The following is a 17,805-nucleotide window of genomic DNA, read 5'->3' as shown; positions in this document are numbered from 1 at the left end:
TTCGGCATAACAACCGTGGCGGGGAGAATATCCCCTGGCGGTTGCGGAGCTTTTATTTTTTATTTATGAGCAATTTATCGTAACGCAGCCGCTCGGCTGCGCGGGGTAATTTTGTTCATTTTGTGCATTGATAAAATACAAAAACAGGAATTGATTATGGAAAAATCGCAAATAGCCAAAGGGATTATGGCCGGACTTATTATTGTCCACGGCCATACCTTTGCCGCAGAAAATGAGGGGGAATCGGTCTTTTCTCCGCTGACTATTACCGATAACCCGCTGGCTGAAAAAAATCAGGTCGGCTCCTCTGAGGAGAGCTATACCCGCCCCGGGGCCTACAGTTCGCGTACGCTAAATAAAAACCTGCAGAGCCTGGATGCATCGCTGCGCAGTATGGCGGGAACCTATACGCAAATCGATCCGCTGCAGGGTTCGATCAGCGTGAATATTCGCGGCATGAACGGGCTGGGCCGGGTAAATACGATGGTCGATGGCGTCACCCAGACCTACTTCGGTATGGCGCCTGCCAACTACCACGGCGGCGCCAACACCGCCGCCGGCGTCCCGCTCGACCCGAACTTTCTTGCCGAAGTTGACGTGACGCGCGGCAGCAGCGCCGGCTCTCAGGGCGTTAACGCCCTCGCGGGTAGCGCCAATTTACGTACCATCGGCATTGACGACATTCTGCGAGAGGGACGCCGGACTGGGGTTCTTTCCCGTTTCTCGGTGGGCGATAATGGCCTTGGGCGCACCGGGATGGTGGCGGTGGCCGGTAAGACCGATACCTTCGACAACGGCGGCGCCCTCGGCGCGCTGGTCGGCATCAGCGGTAGCCGCACCTATGCGACCTATAAAAACGGCGGCGGGCGCAGCAGCGAAGATTTTATCGGCGAAGATAATAAATATTTGCGCCAGGAGCCCCGCTCCCAGCTTTATAAGCTGAACTTCAATCCGGACCAGTTCAATAAAATTGAGTTTTCCGGCCGTAATTACAGCAACAGCTTTACCCGTCGCGACATCACCAGCGACGATTACGCCCTGCGCTATAATTACGCTCCGCTGAACGAGCTGGTGGAATTAAATCTGCTGGCCAGCACCAGCCGTGGAAATCAGTCGTACAAACCGGAATTGCTGTATAACTTCAACAGTTCTTCGACCACCAATAAATCCAACGCTATCGATATTAGCAACATCAGTCGATTTAAAATGAGTGAGGATCTGTTTACCGTATTCCAGGTCGGCGGGAAATTAATGGATACCCGCTATACCCGGCGCTTCGTGCAGAATACTGAAACCGATCACAACGCCTTTGCTCCCGCCGGCAAACAAAAGATATCGTCCTTATACAGCAGCCTGACGCTGAACAAAGATATTTATCAGCTGGATCTCAACCTTAACTACACCCGCAGCCAGGTTACCGGCTACAAGCCGGCCTGCGGCGATAACGAGAAGTGTTTCCCGCAGGGGGAAAGCCACCTCAAGCTCGATGATAACAACCTAAATCCATCGGCAACGTTTTCCGCCCAGGTCACCCCGTGGCTGCAGCCCTTCGTCAGCTGGAGCCGCTCTTCCCGCGCGCCAAACGTACAGGAGGTCTTTTTCGCTAACGAGGGCGGCGCCTCGATGAACCCGTTCCTCAAACCGGAAAAAGCGCAGACCTGGGAGGCCGGCTTTAATATCAACAAGCAGGGCCTGCTGCACGAGCAGGATAGCTTTCATTTAAAAGCCCTGACGTACCGATCGCGGATTAAAAACTATATCACCAGCGAATCCTTTTTCCTGTGCTACGACGGCAGGCTCTGTCAGGATATCGATAACGCTTCCGACAGCTTCAACGCCAACATCTACATCAACGTACCTTCGACGGTAACCGCCACCGGTTACGAAATTGAGGCCGGATATGATATCGGCTTCGCCTATGCGAACCTCTCATGGAGCAAGCAGCACACCGATCAGCCCACCTCGATCGCCAGCACGGTTTACAGCTTTGCCTACAGCGACCTCAGCGACCTGCCCGATAGCTACGCCACGCTCGACGTCGGCGGCCGCCTCTTCGATCGCCGGTTAACGGTCGGCAGCCTGGTCAAGTTCACCGGCAAAACCAGGCGCCTGAGCACCGAGGGCATCAGCGACGACAATATCGTGCCGAAAGAGAGCATGCCCAATATCCCGACCATCATCGACCTCTACAGCAGCTGGCAGGCGACCGACAACATCCAGCTGCGCCTCAGCGTACAGAACGTCACCAACCGCGATTACGCCGAAGCGCTGAACCGCATGAATCAGAGCGTCGATTACGCCCGGGCGGGGACGTCGGTGAATACCACCGCCCGCGGACGAACCTGGATCTTCGGCGGGGAGATCCGGTTCTGAGTTAAAACCCGGCGCGGGGTAATGCCCCGAGTTTTGTCCCGCGCCCCCACTTTTCATATCAGGAAGAAAACATGAATCGCTCCAACTTAAGAACACGACTGGGATGCCTGCTTATTGCGGCTCTCCTGCCCACTTCGGCGCTGGCCATTGACCCACCGCCGCACGAAACCGCGCGCTTCGCTCTGAAAACCAATTATCTCGAGCAGGCGAATGAAGGGATTTACGAACTGGCTTTTGATAACGCCAATCAGTACGTGTTCGCGGCGGTGACCGATCGCGTGAACCGCGAGGCGAACAGAGGCTATTTATACGCCTTTAACCCGACGTCATTGAAAATTGAACATCGCTACGATATGCCGTACCGGGCGTTTTCCCTGGCGATGAATCTGCCGCAGCACCGGCTCTATATCGGTCATACCCAGTCGGCCTCGCTGCGGATAAGCATGCTGGATACCGCCACCGGCAAGCTGACCAAAACCAGCGACCGGCTCAGCTTTAAAACGCCGAACACCGCTGACTCACGCTTCGAGCACCTGCGTCATATGGTCTACAGCCCGGATGCCAATACGCTGTTCGTGAGCTACAGCAATATGCTGAAGACGGCGCAGGGTACGCAGCCGCAGCACAAGCTGCTGATGCTCGACGGCACGACGCTGGCGCTAAAAGGCGAGGTCAAAGAGGCTTATAAGGGTACGGCCTATGGGCTGACGCTCGATGAAAAAACGCAGAAAATCTACGTTGGCGGCCGGGATTATATCAACGAGATCGACGCGAAAAAGCAGCAGGTGCTGCGCACCATTCCCCTGCAGAATACGCAGCCGCGGCTGCCCAGCGCGCAAAATCTGGCGGTGGACTCCGACTCCGGCAGGATCTTTGTCGTGGCCTTCGACCATGACGACCGCAGCGGCCCCCACGACGGGCTCTATATTTTCGATCTGCGCGACGGCAGGCAGTTGGGCTACGTGCGCACCGGCGCCGGAGCCAACGCGGTAAAGTACAATCCGAAATATAACGAGCTCTACGTCAGCAATTTCACCAGCGGCACCCTCAGCGTTGTCGATGCTACCACCTATGCGGTGACCCGTGAATTCCGCACGCCGATCTATCCAAATCAGATGGCGCTATCGGCGGACGGAGATACCCTGTTCGTCGGTATAAAGGAAGGCTTCAACCGCGACTGGGACCCGGATGTCTTTGTGGAGGGTGCGAAGGAACGTATCCTGCGCATCGATTTGCGCAAATCATAGCCGACCGGCGCGCGGTCGGGGCCAGGCGGCAATGCATTTTTAGCGCGCGATGCCTCTGATTGTATGGGCGGCCTGAAAAGGCCGCCTTTTTACGCTATAGTGCTCCGGTGCCGGAAACGCCTTGTCCGTTTCTGATGCCATTCTGGCCATTTTCAAATACGGCGACCAACAGGCCGTTGTAAAACAGGAGTATACAAACATGCGCTTACTTCACACCATGCTGCGCGTTGGCGATCTGCAGCGTTCTATCGAGTTTTACACCAACGTGCTCGGCATGAAGCTGCTGCGTACCAGCGAAAACACCGAATATAAATACTCGCTGGCCTTCGTTGGCTACGGCGAGGAGAGCGATACCGCGGTTATCGAGCTGACCTACAACTGGGGCGTAGACAAATACGATCTCGGCAGCGCCTACGGCCATATCGCCCTGAGCGTGGATAATGCGGCAGAAGCCTGCGAGCGTATTCGCCAGAACGGCGGTAACGTCACTCGCGAAGCCGGTCCGGTTAAAGGCGGCACCACGGTTATCGCCTTCGTTGAAGATCCGGACGGCTACAAAATCGAACTGATCGAAGAGAAAGACGCCGGAAAAGGCCTCGGCCACTAACGGCAGCGGGCGCCCGTCGGCGCCCGCTGTTTTATCCCCTGACTGCTGCAAGGCGCGGCAAAATTTGCCATAATGCGCGCTACTTTTTTCCAGTAAAGAGAATCTGATGTCCGAGAACGTTCAACTTAATGGTCTGTGCGACCGTTTTCGCGGTTTTTATCCGGTGGTTATCGATGTAGAAACCGCCGGGTTCAATGCCAAAACCGACGCCCTGCTTGAGATCGCCGCCATTACCTTGAAAATGGATCAGCAGGGCTGGTTGATGCCGGACGAAACGCTGCATTTTCATGTTGAACCTTTCGAGGGTGCGAACCTGCAGCCCGAAGCGCTGGCCTTTAACGGTATTAACCCTAATGACCCTGAACGCGGCGCGGTGAGCGAGTACGACGCGCTGCACGCGATTTTCAAAATGGTCCGCAAGGGGATGAAGGATAGCGATTGCAATCGCGCCATTATGGTGGCGCACAACGCCACTTTCGATCTCAGCTTTACCATGGCCGCCGCCGAGCGCGCCGGGCTGAAACGCAATCCGTTCCACCCGTTCGTCACCTTTGATACCGCCGCCCTGAGCGGGCTGGCGCTCGGTCAAACCGTGCTCTCGAAAGCCTGTCTTGCCGCCGGTATGGAGTTTGATGGCAGCAAGGCGCACTCCGCGCTGTATGATACCGACCAGACTGCCAGGCTGTTCTGCGAGATAGTCAACCGCTGGAAGCGTCTTGGCGGCTGGCCGCTACCGCAGCCAGAGGCGGAATAAGAGACAAAAAAAAGCGACTTCCGATGAAGTCGCTTTTTTGCTGGCAGCAGAATTACTCTGCTTTCGGCTCGTCGGCCTTGTACTTCGCCGCCGTTTCTTTGATCAGCTGCTGGAGTTCACCGCGCTGATACATTTCAATCACGATGTCGCAACCGCCAACCAGCTCGCCGTCAACCCACAGCTGCGGGAAGGTTGGCCAGTTTGCATACTTCGGCAGCTCCGCGCGGATGTCCGGATTCTGCAGGATATCAACGTAGGCAAAGCGTTCGCCGCACGCGGAGAGCGCCTGCACGGTCTGAGCGGAAAAGCCGCAGCTTGGCAGTTTCGGCGATCCTTTCATGTACAGCAGGATCGGGTTTTCAGCGATTTGACGTTCGATTTTTTCTACAGTCGTGCTCATTGTCATGCTTCCTTAACTTCTATACGGCAGTAATTTGTCATTGTAGCGTCCTGAACGCAGGTCGGATAATAACATTTTGTTCACTCACTCTATTTTATCTTCTGTAGACTGAAGTTGCCTTAAAAATATTACTTCATCAGCCAGCGCGCCGTCCTGCCGCGCACTTTCTGTACAAGGCGGTCAATGTCTGGCATATTTTTTTGCAATTGTTAATCAAACGACGTTTTAGATACAAAAGAGTATTAACTTTCAGGGTTTTTATGCATTAGAATCGTTGGGTTTTGTCATTCATGGTCAGGCATGTGTACATGTCTGTAATTAATCAGGGGAGTGCTCGGTGGCGCGGCTAAACAAAATCGCGATTTCGCTCTGCGCATTACTGTTTACATCTATCTCATTTACACCGCTGGCGCATGCTTCAGGGCATACGCACGCCTCCGCCGCGTCAAAAGCGCATCAGGTAAAGGGCTCCAGCGAACGCAAGAAAAAAGCCTCCGGTCAGAAAACAAAATCCAGCGCCAAAACCTCCAGCAAGAAAGCATCAACCTCCTCCCGCGCCAAACACCCTACCCGCACCACCGCCTCCAGCCAAACGGCCTTAAACCGTCAGGCCGCCGGCGGAACCAAAAAGTGCGTGTTGCGCAAAGGCTATAAAAAGCAGTGCGCGACCTCGGCTACTGCCAGTATCGAGCCGACGCGGGCGATGGCCAGCGTGAAGCAGAAGTGCGTCGTACGTAAAGGCTACAAAAAGCGCTGCAAGCCGGTTGCCGAAGAAGAAGTGCCGCTGACGCTTGCCGATGCGCATAAGGTGCGGGTGCAAAAAGCGCAAAGCACCGCGATGTCGAAGCTGATGGACCAAATTGGTAAGCCCTATCGCTGGGGCGGCACCTCGCCGCGCACCGGCTTTGACTGCAGCGGGCTGGTCTATTACGCCTATAAAGACCTGGTGAAAATTCATATCCCGCGCACGGCGAACGAGATGTACCACCTGCGCGATGCCCGCCCGGTCGACCGCGGCGAGCTGCAGAGCGGCGATCTGGTCTTCTTCCGCACCCGCGGCCGCGGCACGGCGGATCACGTCGGCGTGTACGTTGGTAACGGCAAATTTATCCAGTCGCCGCGTACCGGACGCGATATTCAGATTACCTCGTTAAGCGAAGATTACTGGGTTCGCCACTACGTTGGCGCCCGCCGCGTGATGACGCCTAAAACCATCCGCTAGCGCCCCCTGCCGCGCCTGCGGCAGGTTAACTCTCTCTTTTGCCACATCTTTTAATTTGCTACTATCTCCCTGTGCATGATGTGGTTATTGCACGCATTAATATAATAAGGAGAGTAGCAATGTCGTTCGAATTACCTGCATTACCATATGCAAAAGACGCCCTGGCGCCGCACATTTCCGCTGAAACTCTGGAATACCATTACGGTAAGCATCACCAGGCCTACGTCACCAACCTCAACAACCTGATCAAGGGCACCGCTTTTGCAGATCTGTCTTTAGAAGAGATCGTTCGTTCTTCCGAAGGCGGCGTCTTTAACAACGCCGCCCAGGTCTGGAACCACACCTTCTACTGGAACTGTCTCGCGCCGAACGCCGGCGGCGAGCCGGAAGGCGAACTGGCGGCAGCTATCGCCAAAGCCTTCGGTAGCTTCGCCGATTTTAAAGCGCAGTTCACCGATGCGGCGGCAAAAAACTTCGGCGCCGGCTGGACGTGGCTGGTCAAAAATGGCGACGGCAGTATGGCGATTGTCTCGACCAGCAACGCCGGTACGCCGCTCACCGGCAGCGCTACGCCGCTGCTGACCGTGGATGTCTGGGAACATGCTTATTACATTGACTACCGTAACGCCCGTCCGAACTATCTGGAGCACTTCTGGGCGCTGGTAAACTGGAAGTTTGTCGCGGCTAATCTGGCGGCATAAAACGGTACCGCAGAAGGGTTTCCCCTTCTGCGGTAACAACTAGCTGCTGGCTAAGGCCTCTTCCGGCCGCGAACGACTGCTGAACAGCACCAGCATCAGCGCCACCCCGGCGATGATCGCGCCCATCACCGGAACAAATGCGTAGCCCAGGCCGCCGGAAATTACCGCCCCGCCGGCCGCCGCGCCCAGCGCATTGCCGAGGTTAAACGCCCCGATATTCACCGAAGAAGAGAGCCCCGGCGCTTCATGAGCCACGCGCATCACGCGCATCTGCAGCGGCGGCACCACGGCGAACGTCGCCGCGCCCCACACTACCATGCTGATGGCCGCGCCAATCTGCGACTGCGCCAGCAGCGGGATCGCCAGCATGATAACCATCAGCAGCAGTAAAAATCCCTTCAGCGTGCCGGAAACCGAGCGGTCGGCAAATTTTCCGCCAAGGTAGTTGCCCAGAGAGAAGCCGACGCCAATCAGCACCAGCATCGCGGTGACGAACAGCGGCGAAGCGTGGGTAATGGTATGCAGCACCGGCGAAATATAGGTATAGAGAGTGAACATCGCCCCGGCCCCGAGCACGGTGGTCAGCAGCGCGGAAAGCACCTGCGGCCGCATCAATACCGCCAGCTCTTCCTTCACATTCGGCCGCTCCCCTGCGCTGCCTTTCGGCAGCGAGAACCACAGGCCGGCCATCGCCACCAGGCCAAGACCCGCCGTGGCGAGGAAGGACATGCGCCAGCCGATGGTTTCACCCAGCCAGGTCGCCGCCGGGACGCCGCCAATATTGGCGATGGTCAGACCCATAAACATGGTTGCCACCGCGCTGGCCTGCTTGTGCTTAGGCACCACGCTCGCGGCCACCACCGAGCCGAGGCCGAAGAAGGCGCCGTGGTTCAGGCTGGTGATAATGCGCGAGAGCAGCAGCGTGGTGTAATCCGGCGCCATTGAAGAGAGGACGTTGCCAAGGGTAAAAATAGCCATCAGGAAAATTAGCGCGCTGCGGCGCGCGCGATGCGACAGCAGCAGCGTCATCAGCGGCGCTCCGACCATCACGCCGATGGCGTAGGCGCTAATCAGCATCCCCGCGGCGGGAATGGATACATCCACGCCTTTCGCGATCACCGGTAGCAATCCCATCGGGGAAAATTCGGTCGTACCGATACCAAACGCCCCAACGGCCAGCGCTAACAGGGGAAAGTTGATTTTCATGCAATGACTCCAGCAAACCGTCCTCAGCGACGGTATCTCATCAGAAGGCAAAAGCATGACATCAATCACAGAAAAACAAAAGTAAACGAAATGGCAAAAGATTTTTGCGAATTTGATAATAATGCGTGGGAATGGGGGAAAGGAGCCTCTCCCCCGCAAGAATTAGTGCAGTACGGCGGTCAGCGCTGCGGCCACGATCAGCCCCAGAACAATAATCGTCGTGGTCAGCGAAAACTTTAAATCTGTATCCATCAATTTTCCCCCTGATTATCCCCACAAGAAAAGTGAGCCTGCTCATTTTTGCACAGTATTGCATAAAAATCTTCTGAGATTTAGGGCGATGCACGTTTTTACTCTTCCCCTTTGCCGCAAGATCGGACAAAATCCCACGCTAATTTGAAAGCGTATCGGCCATTGACCCCTTCCTGTCGTTCTGTGTCGTTTCCCGACGTGATGCAATGTTGAACATTGCGCTCAGGGTGTGTATAGGCAAACGGTTACGTATCGATAATCAGACGATCAGGTCAAGGTCTGGAGAGAGAAGTAATGGCAACAATTAAAGATGTAGCGAAGCGCGCAAACGTTTCCACTACAACAGTGTCACATGTAATTAACAAAACCCGTTTTGTGGCTGAAGAGACGCGCAACGCGGTATGGGCCGCCATCAAAGAGCTGCACTACTCTCCGAGTGCGGTGGCGCGCAGCCTGAAGGTTAATCACACCAAATCGATCGGCCTGCTGGCCACCAGCAGCGAAGCGGCCTATTTTGCCGAGATTATCGAGTCCGTCGAGAAAAGCTGCTTCCAGAAGGGCTACACCCTGATTCTGGGCAACGCGTGGAACGATCCGGAAAAACAGCAGGCCTACCTGTCGATGATGGCGCAAAAGCGCGTCGACGGTCTGCTGGTCATGTGCTCCGAATATCCGCAGTCGGTGCTCTCCATGCTCGAAGAGTACCGCAACATCCCGATGGTGGTGATGGACTGGGGCGAGTCCAAGGCCGACTTTACCGATTCGGTGATCGATAACGCCTTTGAAGGCGGTTACATGGCCGGCCGCTATCTTGTCGAACGCGGCCACCGTGAAATCGGCGTGATCCCGGGTCCGCTGGAGCGCAACACCGGCGCCGGTCGCCTGGCCGGTTTTATGAAAGCGATGGAAGAAGCGCAGATTCGCGTCCCGGAAAGCTGGGTGGTTCAGGGCGACTTCGAGCCTGAGTCCGGCTACCGCGCCATGCAGCAGATCATCAGCCAGCCGCACCGCCCGACCGCCATCTTCTGCGGCGGCGATATCATGGCGATGGGGGCGATTTGCGCAGCCGACGAAATGGGCCTGCGCGTGCCGCAGGATATTTCGCTGATTGGCTATGACAACGTGCGCAACGCCCGCTACTTTAGCCCGGCGCTGACCACCATTCATCAGCCAAAGGACTCTCTCGGCGAAGCCGCATTCAATATGCTGATGGACCGCATCGTTAACAAGCGCGAGGAGTCGCAGTCTATCGAAGTTCACCCGCGCCTGGTCGAGCGCCGCTCGGTGATCGACGGCCCGTTCGTCGACTACCGCCGCTAATCCCGGCGGGGCGCCGCCTATTCCGGCGCCCGCAGCCACTCCCGATTTAACGTTTCGCTGTCGCCAAGATAGTCCAGCAGCCAGGAGAGTGCCGGCGAGATATCGCTCTGCTGCCAGGTCAGACAGCAGGCGGCGTCCGGGAACGGATTTTCCAGCTCCAGCGCCGTCCATTCGCCGCTATCGATCCGCGGGCGGGCGAAGTGCGACGGCACCATGCCGATGCACAGCCCGGCCGACAGGCAGGTTGTCGAGGCGTCCCAGTCCGGCACCACCACCCTCTTCTGATTATCCAGCAGCCACGTCGTGCGCTTCGGCAGCGAGCGGGAGGTATCCTCCCTGACCAGCGACGGCCAGTTGCGCAACGTATCATCGCTCAGCGGACCGCTCATTTTTGCCAGCGGATGGTGGCTGGCCACCACGCAGTGCCAGCTCAGCATGCCCATGTCGCGAAAGGCGTAGCGTCCGCCGACCGGAATCGAGCGGGTCGCGCCGATAGCCAGCTCCACGCGGCCGTCGGCCAGCGCGTCCCAGACGCCGTTAAACACCTCCTGGAAGACAATCAGCTCGACGTCCGGAAAGTGACGATAAAAATCGACAATCATCTGCCGCATACGCGCCGGCTTGACGATATCGTCAACCGCAATCGAGAGCTGCCCGCGCCAGCCGTTGGCGATCTGCTGGCACTGGCGGCGGGTGATCTGCATTTTTTTGATAACAGAACGCCCTTCCTGTAAAAACCACACCCCGGCCGGGGTGAGTTCGACGTCGCGATGACGTCGTTCGAAGAGCGGAACCGCCAGCCACTCTTCGAGCTGACGCACGGTGTAGCTGACCGCAGAAGGGACACGATGCAGCTCCTGAGCCGCAGCGCTAAAGCTGCCGTTGCGGGCAACCGCATCAACCACTTCAAGGGAGTATTCGGACCACATATTCTGCCTGCAAAATTTTTGAACGCATGTAACAAATATTAGCGTTTCACAAGCCAGAATGCACTCCCTACACTCTGCGACATCTTACCTGTATCAGAAGAAAGAGAACTTTATGCAACAACCCGGGAAAGGATTTTTAGTTTGGTTAGCGGGCCTCAGCGTGCTGGGCTTCCTCGCAACCGATATGTATCTGCCGGCGTTTTCGGCTATCCAGCAGGATCTGAATACTTCGGCGGCCTCGGTCAGCGCCAGCCTCAGCGTGTTTCTCGCCGGTTTCGCCGTTGGCCAGCTGTTCTGGGGTCCGGTATCCGATCGCTACGGGCGCAGGCCGGTACTGCTCAGCGGCCTGGCGATCTTCGCCGTCGGCTGCCTTGGCATGCTGTGGGTACGGGACGCGAATCTGATGCTGGCGCTGCGGTTTGTGCAGGCCATCGGCGTCTGCGCGGCGGCGGTCACCTGGCAGGCGATGGTCACCGACTATTATCCCGCCCAGCGTACCAACCGCATATTCGCCACCATCATGCCGCTGGTGGGCCTGTCGCCGGCTCTGGCGCCGCTGCTCGGCAGCTGGCTGCTCGCCCATTTCGACTGGCAGGCTATTTTCGCGACCCTGTTCGCCATCGCCCTGCTGCTGATGCTGCCCGCCTTACGCCTCAAGCCGGTGCGCCGGCCCGGGAGCGATACGCAGAAAAAGCTGACCTTCCTGGCGCTGCTGCGCTCGCGCGAGTATAGCGGCAACGTGCTGATTTATGCCGCCTGCTCCGCCAGCTTTTTCGCCTGGCTGACCGGATCGCCGTTTATTCTACATGACATGGGCTACGGGCCAACCGCCATCGGCCTGAGCTACGTGCCGCAGACTATCGCCTTTTTAATCGGCGGATACGGCTGCCGGGCGGCGCTGCAAAAATGGCAGGGGCAGCAGCTGCTGCCGTGGCTGCTGGTGGTTTTTGCGCTCAGCGTTGCCGCCACCTGGCTGGCTGGTCTGCAGCAGAATGCCTCCATCGTCGCGCTGATGGTCCCCTTCTGCGTGATGGCTATCGTTAACGGCGCCATTTACCCGATTGTCGTTGCCCAGGCGCTGCGCCCGTTCCCTCAGGCGACGGGACGCGCCGCCGCGCTGCAGAATACCCTGCAGCTCGGACTGTGCTTCCTGACCAGCCTGCTGGTCTCCACGCTGATTGCCACGCCGCTGCTCACCACCACCAGCGTGATGCTGGCCTCCATCGTGCTGGCCGGGCTGGGATATGTGATGCAGCTGCGCACCACCCGGCTGAGCGCCGAGTCGGCGCATGCATAAAATGGTTTCAGTGGTGTTAAGATCCAGTAATTAGCCTGCTAATATCTTTTTATTGAAAGCCTTAAAATAGGGGCCTATACTGGATCGCGTGTCACATAAATAGACAGTTTATCGATATTAACGGGGGCAGGATGCTTCCCGTTTCACCATGGAAGGCCTTTCGGCAAGGGTTATCTCCCTTCCTCTGTTCTACGTCGGATAGCAGCTTCACGGATTATTCCGTGAGATTTCTCACAATGCCAAAAAAAGCGTCTACGCTGTTTTAAGGTTCTGATCACTTGGGCGTGATGGAGAAGCTATGAGTTCATCGTGTATAGAAGAAGTAAGTGTACCAAATGATGACTGGTACCGAATTACAGCTGAGTTACTTGGTCGTGCGGGTATTGAAATTAATGGCCCCGCTCCCTCCGATTTACGGATAAAAAACCCCCTCTTTTTTAAGCGCGTGCTGCAGGAAGGTTCTTTGGGGTTAGGTGAAAGCTATATGGACGGCTGGTGGGACTGCGAGCGTCTGGATATCTTCTTCCATAAGGTGCTGCGCGCCGGACTGGAAAAACAGCTTCCCCGCCATCTCAAAGATACGCTGCGTATTGCTACCGCTCGCCTGTTCAATCTGCAAAGTAAAAAACGTTCCTGGATAGTCGGCAAAGAGCACTACGATCTCGGCAACGATCTTTTTAGTCGGATGCTCGACCCCTATATGCAATATTCCTGCGCTTACTGGAAAGAGGCGCAATCTCTGGAAGAGGCTCAGCAGGCTAAATTAGATCTTATTTGCCGCAAGCTGCAGCTGGAACCCGGGATGCGGGTGCTGGATATTGGCTGCGGCTGGGGCGGTCTGGCCTATTACATGGCAAAAAATTATCACGTTAGCGTGGTTGGCGTTACCATTTCTGCCGAACAGCAAAAAATGGCCCAGCAGCGGTGTGAAGGATTAGACGTCACTATCCTGTTACAGGACTATCGTGACTTACATGATAGTTTTGACCGGATAGTTTCCGTCGGTATGTTTGAGCACGTGGGGCCGAAAAACTACGCGACCTATTTCGACGTTGTCGACCGAAATATGCAAGCGGACGGTCGTTTTTTACTGCACACCATCGGTTCAAACAAAACCGACCTCAGCGTCGATCCGTGGATCAATAAATATATCTTCCCTAACGGCTGCCTGCCGTCGGTACGCCATATTGCGCAAGCCAGCGAAACGCATTTCGTTATGGAAGACTGGCACAATATAGGCGCCGATTACGATACCACGCTGATGGCCTGGTACGAGCGATTCCTCGCCAGCTGGCCGGATATTGCCGACAACTACACCGAGCGTTTTAAACGCATGTTTAGCTATTATCTGAACGCCTGCGCCGGCGCCTTCCGCGCGCGCGATATTCAGCTGTGGCAGGTGGTGTTTTCTCGCGGCGCCGAGGGCGGCCTGCGCGTAGCGCGCTAGCTCCTGGCTAAACCGCAGTACCGATGCCGGTCCGTGGCTTCACTGACCGGCATTTTTTCGCGCTGTTACTCTTGCGTCGCCTTTTGCACGGCTTCTTTCGCCGCCAGCACCCGCTCTACGGTATCGACCACCGCCTGCGTCTGCGGGTCAATCTCGATATTCACCCGGTCGCCCAGCTTTTTCGCCCCCAGAGTGGTGCGCAGCAGCGTTTCCGGAATCAGGTGCACGCAGAAGCGCGTCGGCGTCACTTCGCCAACCGTCAGGCTGATGCCGTCGACGCCGATAAAGCCTTTATACAGAATGTACTTCATCAGCGTCGGATCCTGGACCTTGAACCAGATCTGGCGGTTATTTTCCGAGGTCAGGATCTTCACCACTTCCGCGGTGGTCATAATATGGCCGGACATCAGATGGCCGCCGATCTCATCGCTGAACTTCGCCGCGCGCTCGACGTTCACCACGTCACCCTGACGCACGGCGCCGAGGTTGGTGATGCGCAGGGTTTCTTTCATCAGGTCAAAACTGATGCGCGCGCCGTCAATCTCGGTGACGGTCAGACAGCAGCCGTTGTGCGCAACCGACGCGCCGGTTTCAAGTCCGTCGAGCATGTGCTCAGGCAGTTCCACCACGTGGGTACGAAAGTTGGGCTTCTCATCGATGGACACCACTTTAGCGGTCCCCTGCACAATGCCAGTAAACATGCTTTGCTCCTCCAGGAATGGCTCAATATATATTAATCGGGAACAATAACAGGTGGTAAATAAGGTTGCCAGCACGCATCGTGCCCTACCATTTTTTCACTGGCTTAATGGCTAATCCTCGCTACAATAGACTGGCTAATCCCTCTGCTTTTTCTTCTTGCTGCCATTAACGGCGGCTTTTTTAGTCTCCAAATAACAACAATATAAAGGTGTACAGGTGCAGAAGTACTTCATTGAAGCGCGTCAGTTGTTAGCACTGGCTATTCCCGTCATCCTCGCGCAGGTGGCCCAGACGTCAATGGGCTTCGTCGATACCGTTATGGCGGGCGGCTACAGCGCCACCGATATGGCGGCCGTAGCTATCGGGACCTCCATCTGGCTGCCGGCGATCCTCTTCGGCCACGGTCTGCTGCTGGCGTTAACCCCGGTCATCGCTCAGCTCAACGGTTCCGGGCGCCGTGAGCGCATCGCGCACCAGGTGCGCCAGGGTTTCTGGCTGGCGGGATTGGTCTCGGCGCTGGTGATGGTGGTGCTATGGAACGCCGGCTATATCATCAGCTCAATGCATAATATTGACCCGGCGCTGGCGGATAAAGCCGTCGGCTACCTGCGCGCGCTGCTGTGGGGGGCTCCAGGCTACCTCTTCTTCCAGGTTGCGCGTAACCAGTGCGAAGGTCTGGCAAAAACCAAGCCGGGGATGGTCATGGGCTTCATCGGCCTGCTGGTGAACATCCCGGTCAACTACATCTTTATCTACGGCCATTTCGGTATGCCGGAGCTGGGCGGCGTTGGCTGCGGCGTGGCAACGGCTTCCGTTTACTGGGTAATGTTTTTCAGCATGATCTCCTGGGTGCGCCGGGCACGCTCAATGCGTGATATTCGGGGAGCCGAGGGGGTCAGCAAACCGGATTTTGCCGTCCTCAAACGTCTGGTCCAGCTCGGGCTGCCGATCGCCCTGGCGCTGTTTTTCGAAGTGACCCTGTTTGCGGTGGTCGCGCTGCTGGTTTCTCCGCTGGGCATTGTCGATGTCGCCGGCCATCAGATTGCGCTTAACTTCAGCTCGCTGATGTTCGTTTTACCGCTGTCGCTGGCGGCGGCGGTAACTATTCGCGTGGGCTTTCGCCTCGGTCAGGGCTCAACCCTGGATGCGCAAATCTCCGCCAGAACCGGCGTCGGCGTTGGCGTCTGCATGGCCGCAATCACCGCGATTTTCACCATCCTGATGCGTAAACAGATTGCGCTCCTCTATAACGACAACCCGGAAGTCGTGCTGCTGGCCTCCCAGCTGATGCTGCTGGCGGCAATCTATCAGATCTCCGACTCCGTGCAGGTCATCGGCAGCGGGATCCTGCGCGGCTATAAGGATACGCGCTCAATCTTCTTTATTACCTTTACCGCCTACTGGGTTCTGGGGCTGCCGAGCGGCTACGTGCTGGCATTAACCGATATGGTCGTTCCGCGTATGGGGCCTGCCGGCTTCTGGTGCGGATTTATTATCGGTTTAACCTCCGCGGCAGTGCTGATGATGCTGCGGATGCGCTTCCTCCAGCGTCAGCCGTCGAGCATCATTTTACAGCGCGCGGCGCGCTAGCCGACAGCGGCGTCCCGCTTTCAGGGCCCCGTTTTTTAGCCGGGGCCCAGCGCCTTTCTCAGCGCCTCCACGAAGCATTTTATTTTGGTCGTTCGTCGACGTCCGGCCGGCACCAGTACATGCATCGGCCGCGAAGGGCCGGAAAAGCCCGCTAAAACCTGCACCAGCCTCCCCTGCTCAACCTCAACTCTCAGCACCTCTTCCGGCCCGAGGGTGATGCCGTGCCCGGCGAGTGCGGCATTCATCAGCGCTTTCCAGTCGTTCGAGCGGAAGCGCCCGGCGGGTTTCACTTCTACCGTGGTTCCCTCCCCGGTGAACTGCCAGCGGCAGGCGTTCATCGCCGACCAGTGGCCGTAGACCAGGCAGGAGTGGTGCTGGAGATCGGCCGGCGTCAGCGGCTCGCCGTGGCGCAAAATATAGTCGGGAGCGGCGCAGGCGATTAGCCGATAAGGGCGCAGCGGCCAGGCAACCATAGTGCTGTCGGCCAGCTCGCCGATGCGAATAATGACCTCGAACTCCTCTTCTATCGGGTCGACGATGCGATCGCTGAGGGTCAGCTCAACCTGAACCTCGGGGTAGCGGGCGAGATAGTCGGTGATAAACGTCGAGAGCGCATGGGACCCAAAGGTCACCGGCGCGTTAACCCTGATGATGCCGGAGGGAGTCGCCTTCATCTCCAGCGCCAGCGCGTCCGCCTCGGCGACTTCGTCCAGCACCACGCGGCAGCGCTCATAATAGCTGCGGCCGATATCGGTGAGCGTCTGCCGACGCGTCGTCCGCGCGATGAGCGAGGTGCCGAGATGCTCCTCCAGGGCGGCGACGTGGCGGGCAACCATCTGCGGCGAAAGACGCAGCTGCTCGGCGACGGCGGCAAATGAGCCGGTTTCTGCCGCCTTAACGAAAACCTTCATGCTGGTGAGCTGATCCATGATTAACTCGTTTTAGTTGTTTATCATGCAACCATCTTACGATTTATCTTCTGTGATGAGGGAATTAAATTTATTCCCTCACCGAGGAAAATTATCAGGAGTAAAAGATGAAAATCGGAATAATAGGCGCTGGATTTGTGGGACGTTCCATCGCTAAGCTTGCGCTACAGGCCGGCCACGATGTGATGCTCAGCAACTCGCGGGGGCCGCAAACGCTGTTCAGCCTGGGGCCGATGATCGGCTGTCAGGTTGGCAGCGCAGGCGAGGCCGCCGAATTTGGCGAGCTGGTGGTCATTGCGGTCCCCCTCAGCGCCATCAACGCGCTGCCGGTAGCCGGTATTAGCAATAAGCACGTTATTGATGCCGTGAATTACTACCCCGAACGGGACGGTGAAATTGCCGAGCTCGATAGCGGGCAAACGACGACCAGCGAGCTGCTGGCGCGGATCCTGCCCGCCGCCAGAATCACCAAAGCCTTCAACGCCATCCCGATGACGCAGCTGGAAAGCGATGGTCTACCCGCCGGGGCGGAAAATCGCCGGGCGCTGCCGCTGGCGGGCGATGACGCAGAGGGGAAAGCCATTGTCGCCGCGCTGTACGACGCTTTTGGTTTTGATGCCCTTGACGCCGGTCCGCTCAGCGAAGGATGGCGCTTTGAACGCGGCACGCCCGCCTACTGCGTCCCGATGACCCGACGGCAGCTCGTCGCAACGCTTGCTCAAACGCCGCGCGGCTAACGCGGCCCCACTCCGCTAACGCTTTCTCGTTAGCGGAATCCCTCTTACGTCCTCCCGCGACCTGCGCCGTACATTCGGTTACCAGCCGATAC

The 17,805-nt window shown here is 57.2% G+C and carries 17 protein-coding genes; 11 read left to right on the top strand and 6 right to left on the bottom strand.

The annotated features are described in order from the left end of the window. Window positions 1-156: 156 nt before the first annotated feature. From AC1M2H_RS12900 to rnt, 4 genes are all read left to right on the top strand, one after another. Window positions 157-2,373 (top strand): TonB-dependent receptor domain-containing protein, encoded by a 2,217-nt coding sequence (locus AC1M2H_RS12900; protein ID WP_480151624.1) that lies wholly within the window; start codon window positions 157-159, stop codon window positions 2,371-2,373. 71 nt (window positions 2,374-2,444) lie between these two features. Then, on the top strand, window positions 2,445-3,620 hold the full coding sequence (locus tag AC1M2H_RS12895) for a YncE family protein (RefSeq protein ID WP_480151623.1): 1,176 nt from the start codon (window positions 2,445-2,447) through the stop codon (window positions 3,618-3,620). Between the two features lie 199 nt (window positions 3,621-3,819). Beyond that, window positions 3,820-4,227 carry a lactoylglutathione lyase gene (gloA, locus tag AC1M2H_RS12890; protein WP_041147656.1) on the top strand — a complete coding sequence of 136 codons (408 nt, stop codon included), beginning with the start codon at window positions 3,820-3,822 and terminating at the stop codon, window positions 4,225-4,227. A 106-nt stretch (window positions 4,228-4,333) separates the two neighbouring features. Further along, window positions 4,334-4,981: a ribonuclease T gene (gene rnt, locus AC1M2H_RS12885; RefSeq protein WP_480151622.1), complete on the top strand. Its 648-nt coding sequence runs from the start codon at window positions 4,334-4,336 to the stop codon at window positions 4,979-4,981. Between the two features lie 52 nt (window positions 4,982-5,033). Here the strand turns inward: rnt and AC1M2H_RS12880 are convergent, their stop codons facing one another. Continuing rightward, complete coding sequence (locus AC1M2H_RS12880; RefSeq protein WP_095103052.1) at window positions 5,034-5,381, bottom strand: Grx4 family monothiol glutaredoxin; 348 nt, start codon at window positions 5,379-5,381, stop codon at window positions 5,034-5,036. A 337-nt stretch (window positions 5,382-5,718) separates the two neighbouring features. Here AC1M2H_RS12880 and AC1M2H_RS12875 point away from each other — a divergent pair, with 337 nt between their 5' ends. Beyond that, window positions 5,719-6,603: a C40 family peptidase gene (locus AC1M2H_RS12875; RefSeq protein ID WP_480151621.1), complete on the top strand. Its 885-nt coding sequence runs from the start codon at window positions 5,719-5,721 to the stop codon at window positions 6,601-6,603. A gap of 119 nt (window positions 6,604-6,722) precedes the next feature. Then, a complete protein-coding gene (gene sodB, locus AC1M2H_RS12870) occupies window positions 6,723-7,304 on the top strand; it encodes a superoxide dismutase [Fe] (RefSeq protein WP_480151620.1) in 582 nt (193 codons plus the stop codon). 39 nt (window positions 7,305-7,343) lie between these two features. Here sodB and AC1M2H_RS12865 read toward each other — a convergent pair whose 3' ends face one another. Further along, on the bottom strand, window positions 7,344-8,510 hold the full coding sequence (locus AC1M2H_RS12865) for an MFS transporter (protein ID WP_480151619.1): 1,167 nt from the start codon (window positions 8,508-8,510) through the stop codon (window positions 7,344-7,346). A 162-nt stretch (window positions 8,511-8,672) separates the two neighbouring features. After that, window positions 8,673-8,762 (bottom strand): cytochrome bd-I oxidase subunit CydH, encoded by a 90-nt coding sequence (gene cydH, locus AC1M2H_RS12860; protein WP_041145917.1) that lies wholly within the window; start codon window positions 8,760-8,762, stop codon window positions 8,673-8,675. A gap of 294 nt (window positions 8,763-9,056) precedes the next feature. Between cydH and purR the strand changes: the two genes are divergently transcribed. Next, the gene (purR, locus tag AC1M2H_RS12855; RefSeq protein ID WP_426814540.1) at window positions 9,057-10,082 is read left to right on the top strand and encodes an HTH-type transcriptional repressor PurR; all 1,026 of its coding nucleotides are present in this window, start codon (window positions 9,057-9,059) and stop codon (window positions 10,080-10,082) included. 17 nt (window positions 10,083-10,099) lie between these two features. Here purR and punR read toward each other — a convergent pair whose 3' ends face one another. Further along, window positions 10,100-11,011, bottom strand: coding sequence for a DNA-binding transcriptional activator PunR (gene punR / locus AC1M2H_RS12850; RefSeq protein ID WP_480151618.1), 912 nt, complete (start codon window positions 11,009-11,011; stop codon window positions 10,100-10,102). Window positions 11,012-11,123: 112 nt separating this feature from the next. Between punR and punC the strand changes: the two genes are divergently transcribed. Both punC and cfa read left to right on the top strand, forming a co-directional pair. Further along, on the top strand, window positions 11,124-12,308 hold the full coding sequence (gene punC, locus AC1M2H_RS12845) for a purine nucleoside transporter PunC (RefSeq protein WP_480151927.1): 1,185 nt from the start codon (window positions 11,124-11,126) through the stop codon (window positions 12,306-12,308). Window positions 12,309-12,606: 298 nt separating this feature from the next. Next, window positions 12,607-13,755, top strand: a complete 1,149-nt coding sequence (gene cfa / locus AC1M2H_RS12840) for a cyclopropane fatty acyl phospholipid synthase (protein ID WP_480151617.1) — start codon at window positions 12,607-12,609, stop codon at window positions 13,753-13,755. A 65-nt stretch (window positions 13,756-13,820) separates the two neighbouring features. On the opposite strand, the gene AC1M2H_RS12835 is transcribed toward cfa, so the two are convergent. Next, window positions 13,821-14,456 (bottom strand): riboflavin synthase subunit alpha, encoded by a 636-nt coding sequence (locus AC1M2H_RS12835; RefSeq protein WP_480151616.1) that lies wholly within the window; start codon window positions 14,454-14,456, stop codon window positions 13,821-13,823. Between the two features lie 217 nt (window positions 14,457-14,673). Here AC1M2H_RS12835 and mdtK point away from each other — a divergent pair, with 217 nt between their 5' ends. Further along, window positions 14,674-16,047 (top strand): MdtK family multidrug efflux MATE transporter, encoded by a 1,374-nt coding sequence (gene mdtK, locus AC1M2H_RS12830; protein ID WP_480151615.1) that lies wholly within the window; start codon window positions 14,674-14,676, stop codon window positions 16,045-16,047. 35 nt (window positions 16,048-16,082) lie between these two features. Here mdtK and AC1M2H_RS12825 read toward each other — a convergent pair whose 3' ends face one another. Then, on the bottom strand, window positions 16,083-16,976 hold the full coding sequence (locus AC1M2H_RS12825; RefSeq protein ID WP_480151614.1) for a LysR family transcriptional regulator: 894 nt from the start codon (window positions 16,974-16,976) through the stop codon (window positions 16,083-16,085). A gap of 107 nt (window positions 16,977-17,083) precedes the next feature. Here AC1M2H_RS12825 and AC1M2H_RS12820 point away from each other — a divergent pair, with 107 nt between their 5' ends. Beyond that, window positions 17,084-17,713 (top strand): NADPH-dependent F420 reductase, encoded by a 630-nt coding sequence (locus AC1M2H_RS12820; protein WP_480151613.1) that lies wholly within the window; start codon window positions 17,084-17,086, stop codon window positions 17,711-17,713. Window positions 17,714-17,805 lie beyond the last annotated feature (92 nt).

It is taken from the genome of Klebsiella sp. F11, assembly GCF_056712265.1.
This window is presented reverse-complemented; position numbering and strand designations above follow the sequence as displayed.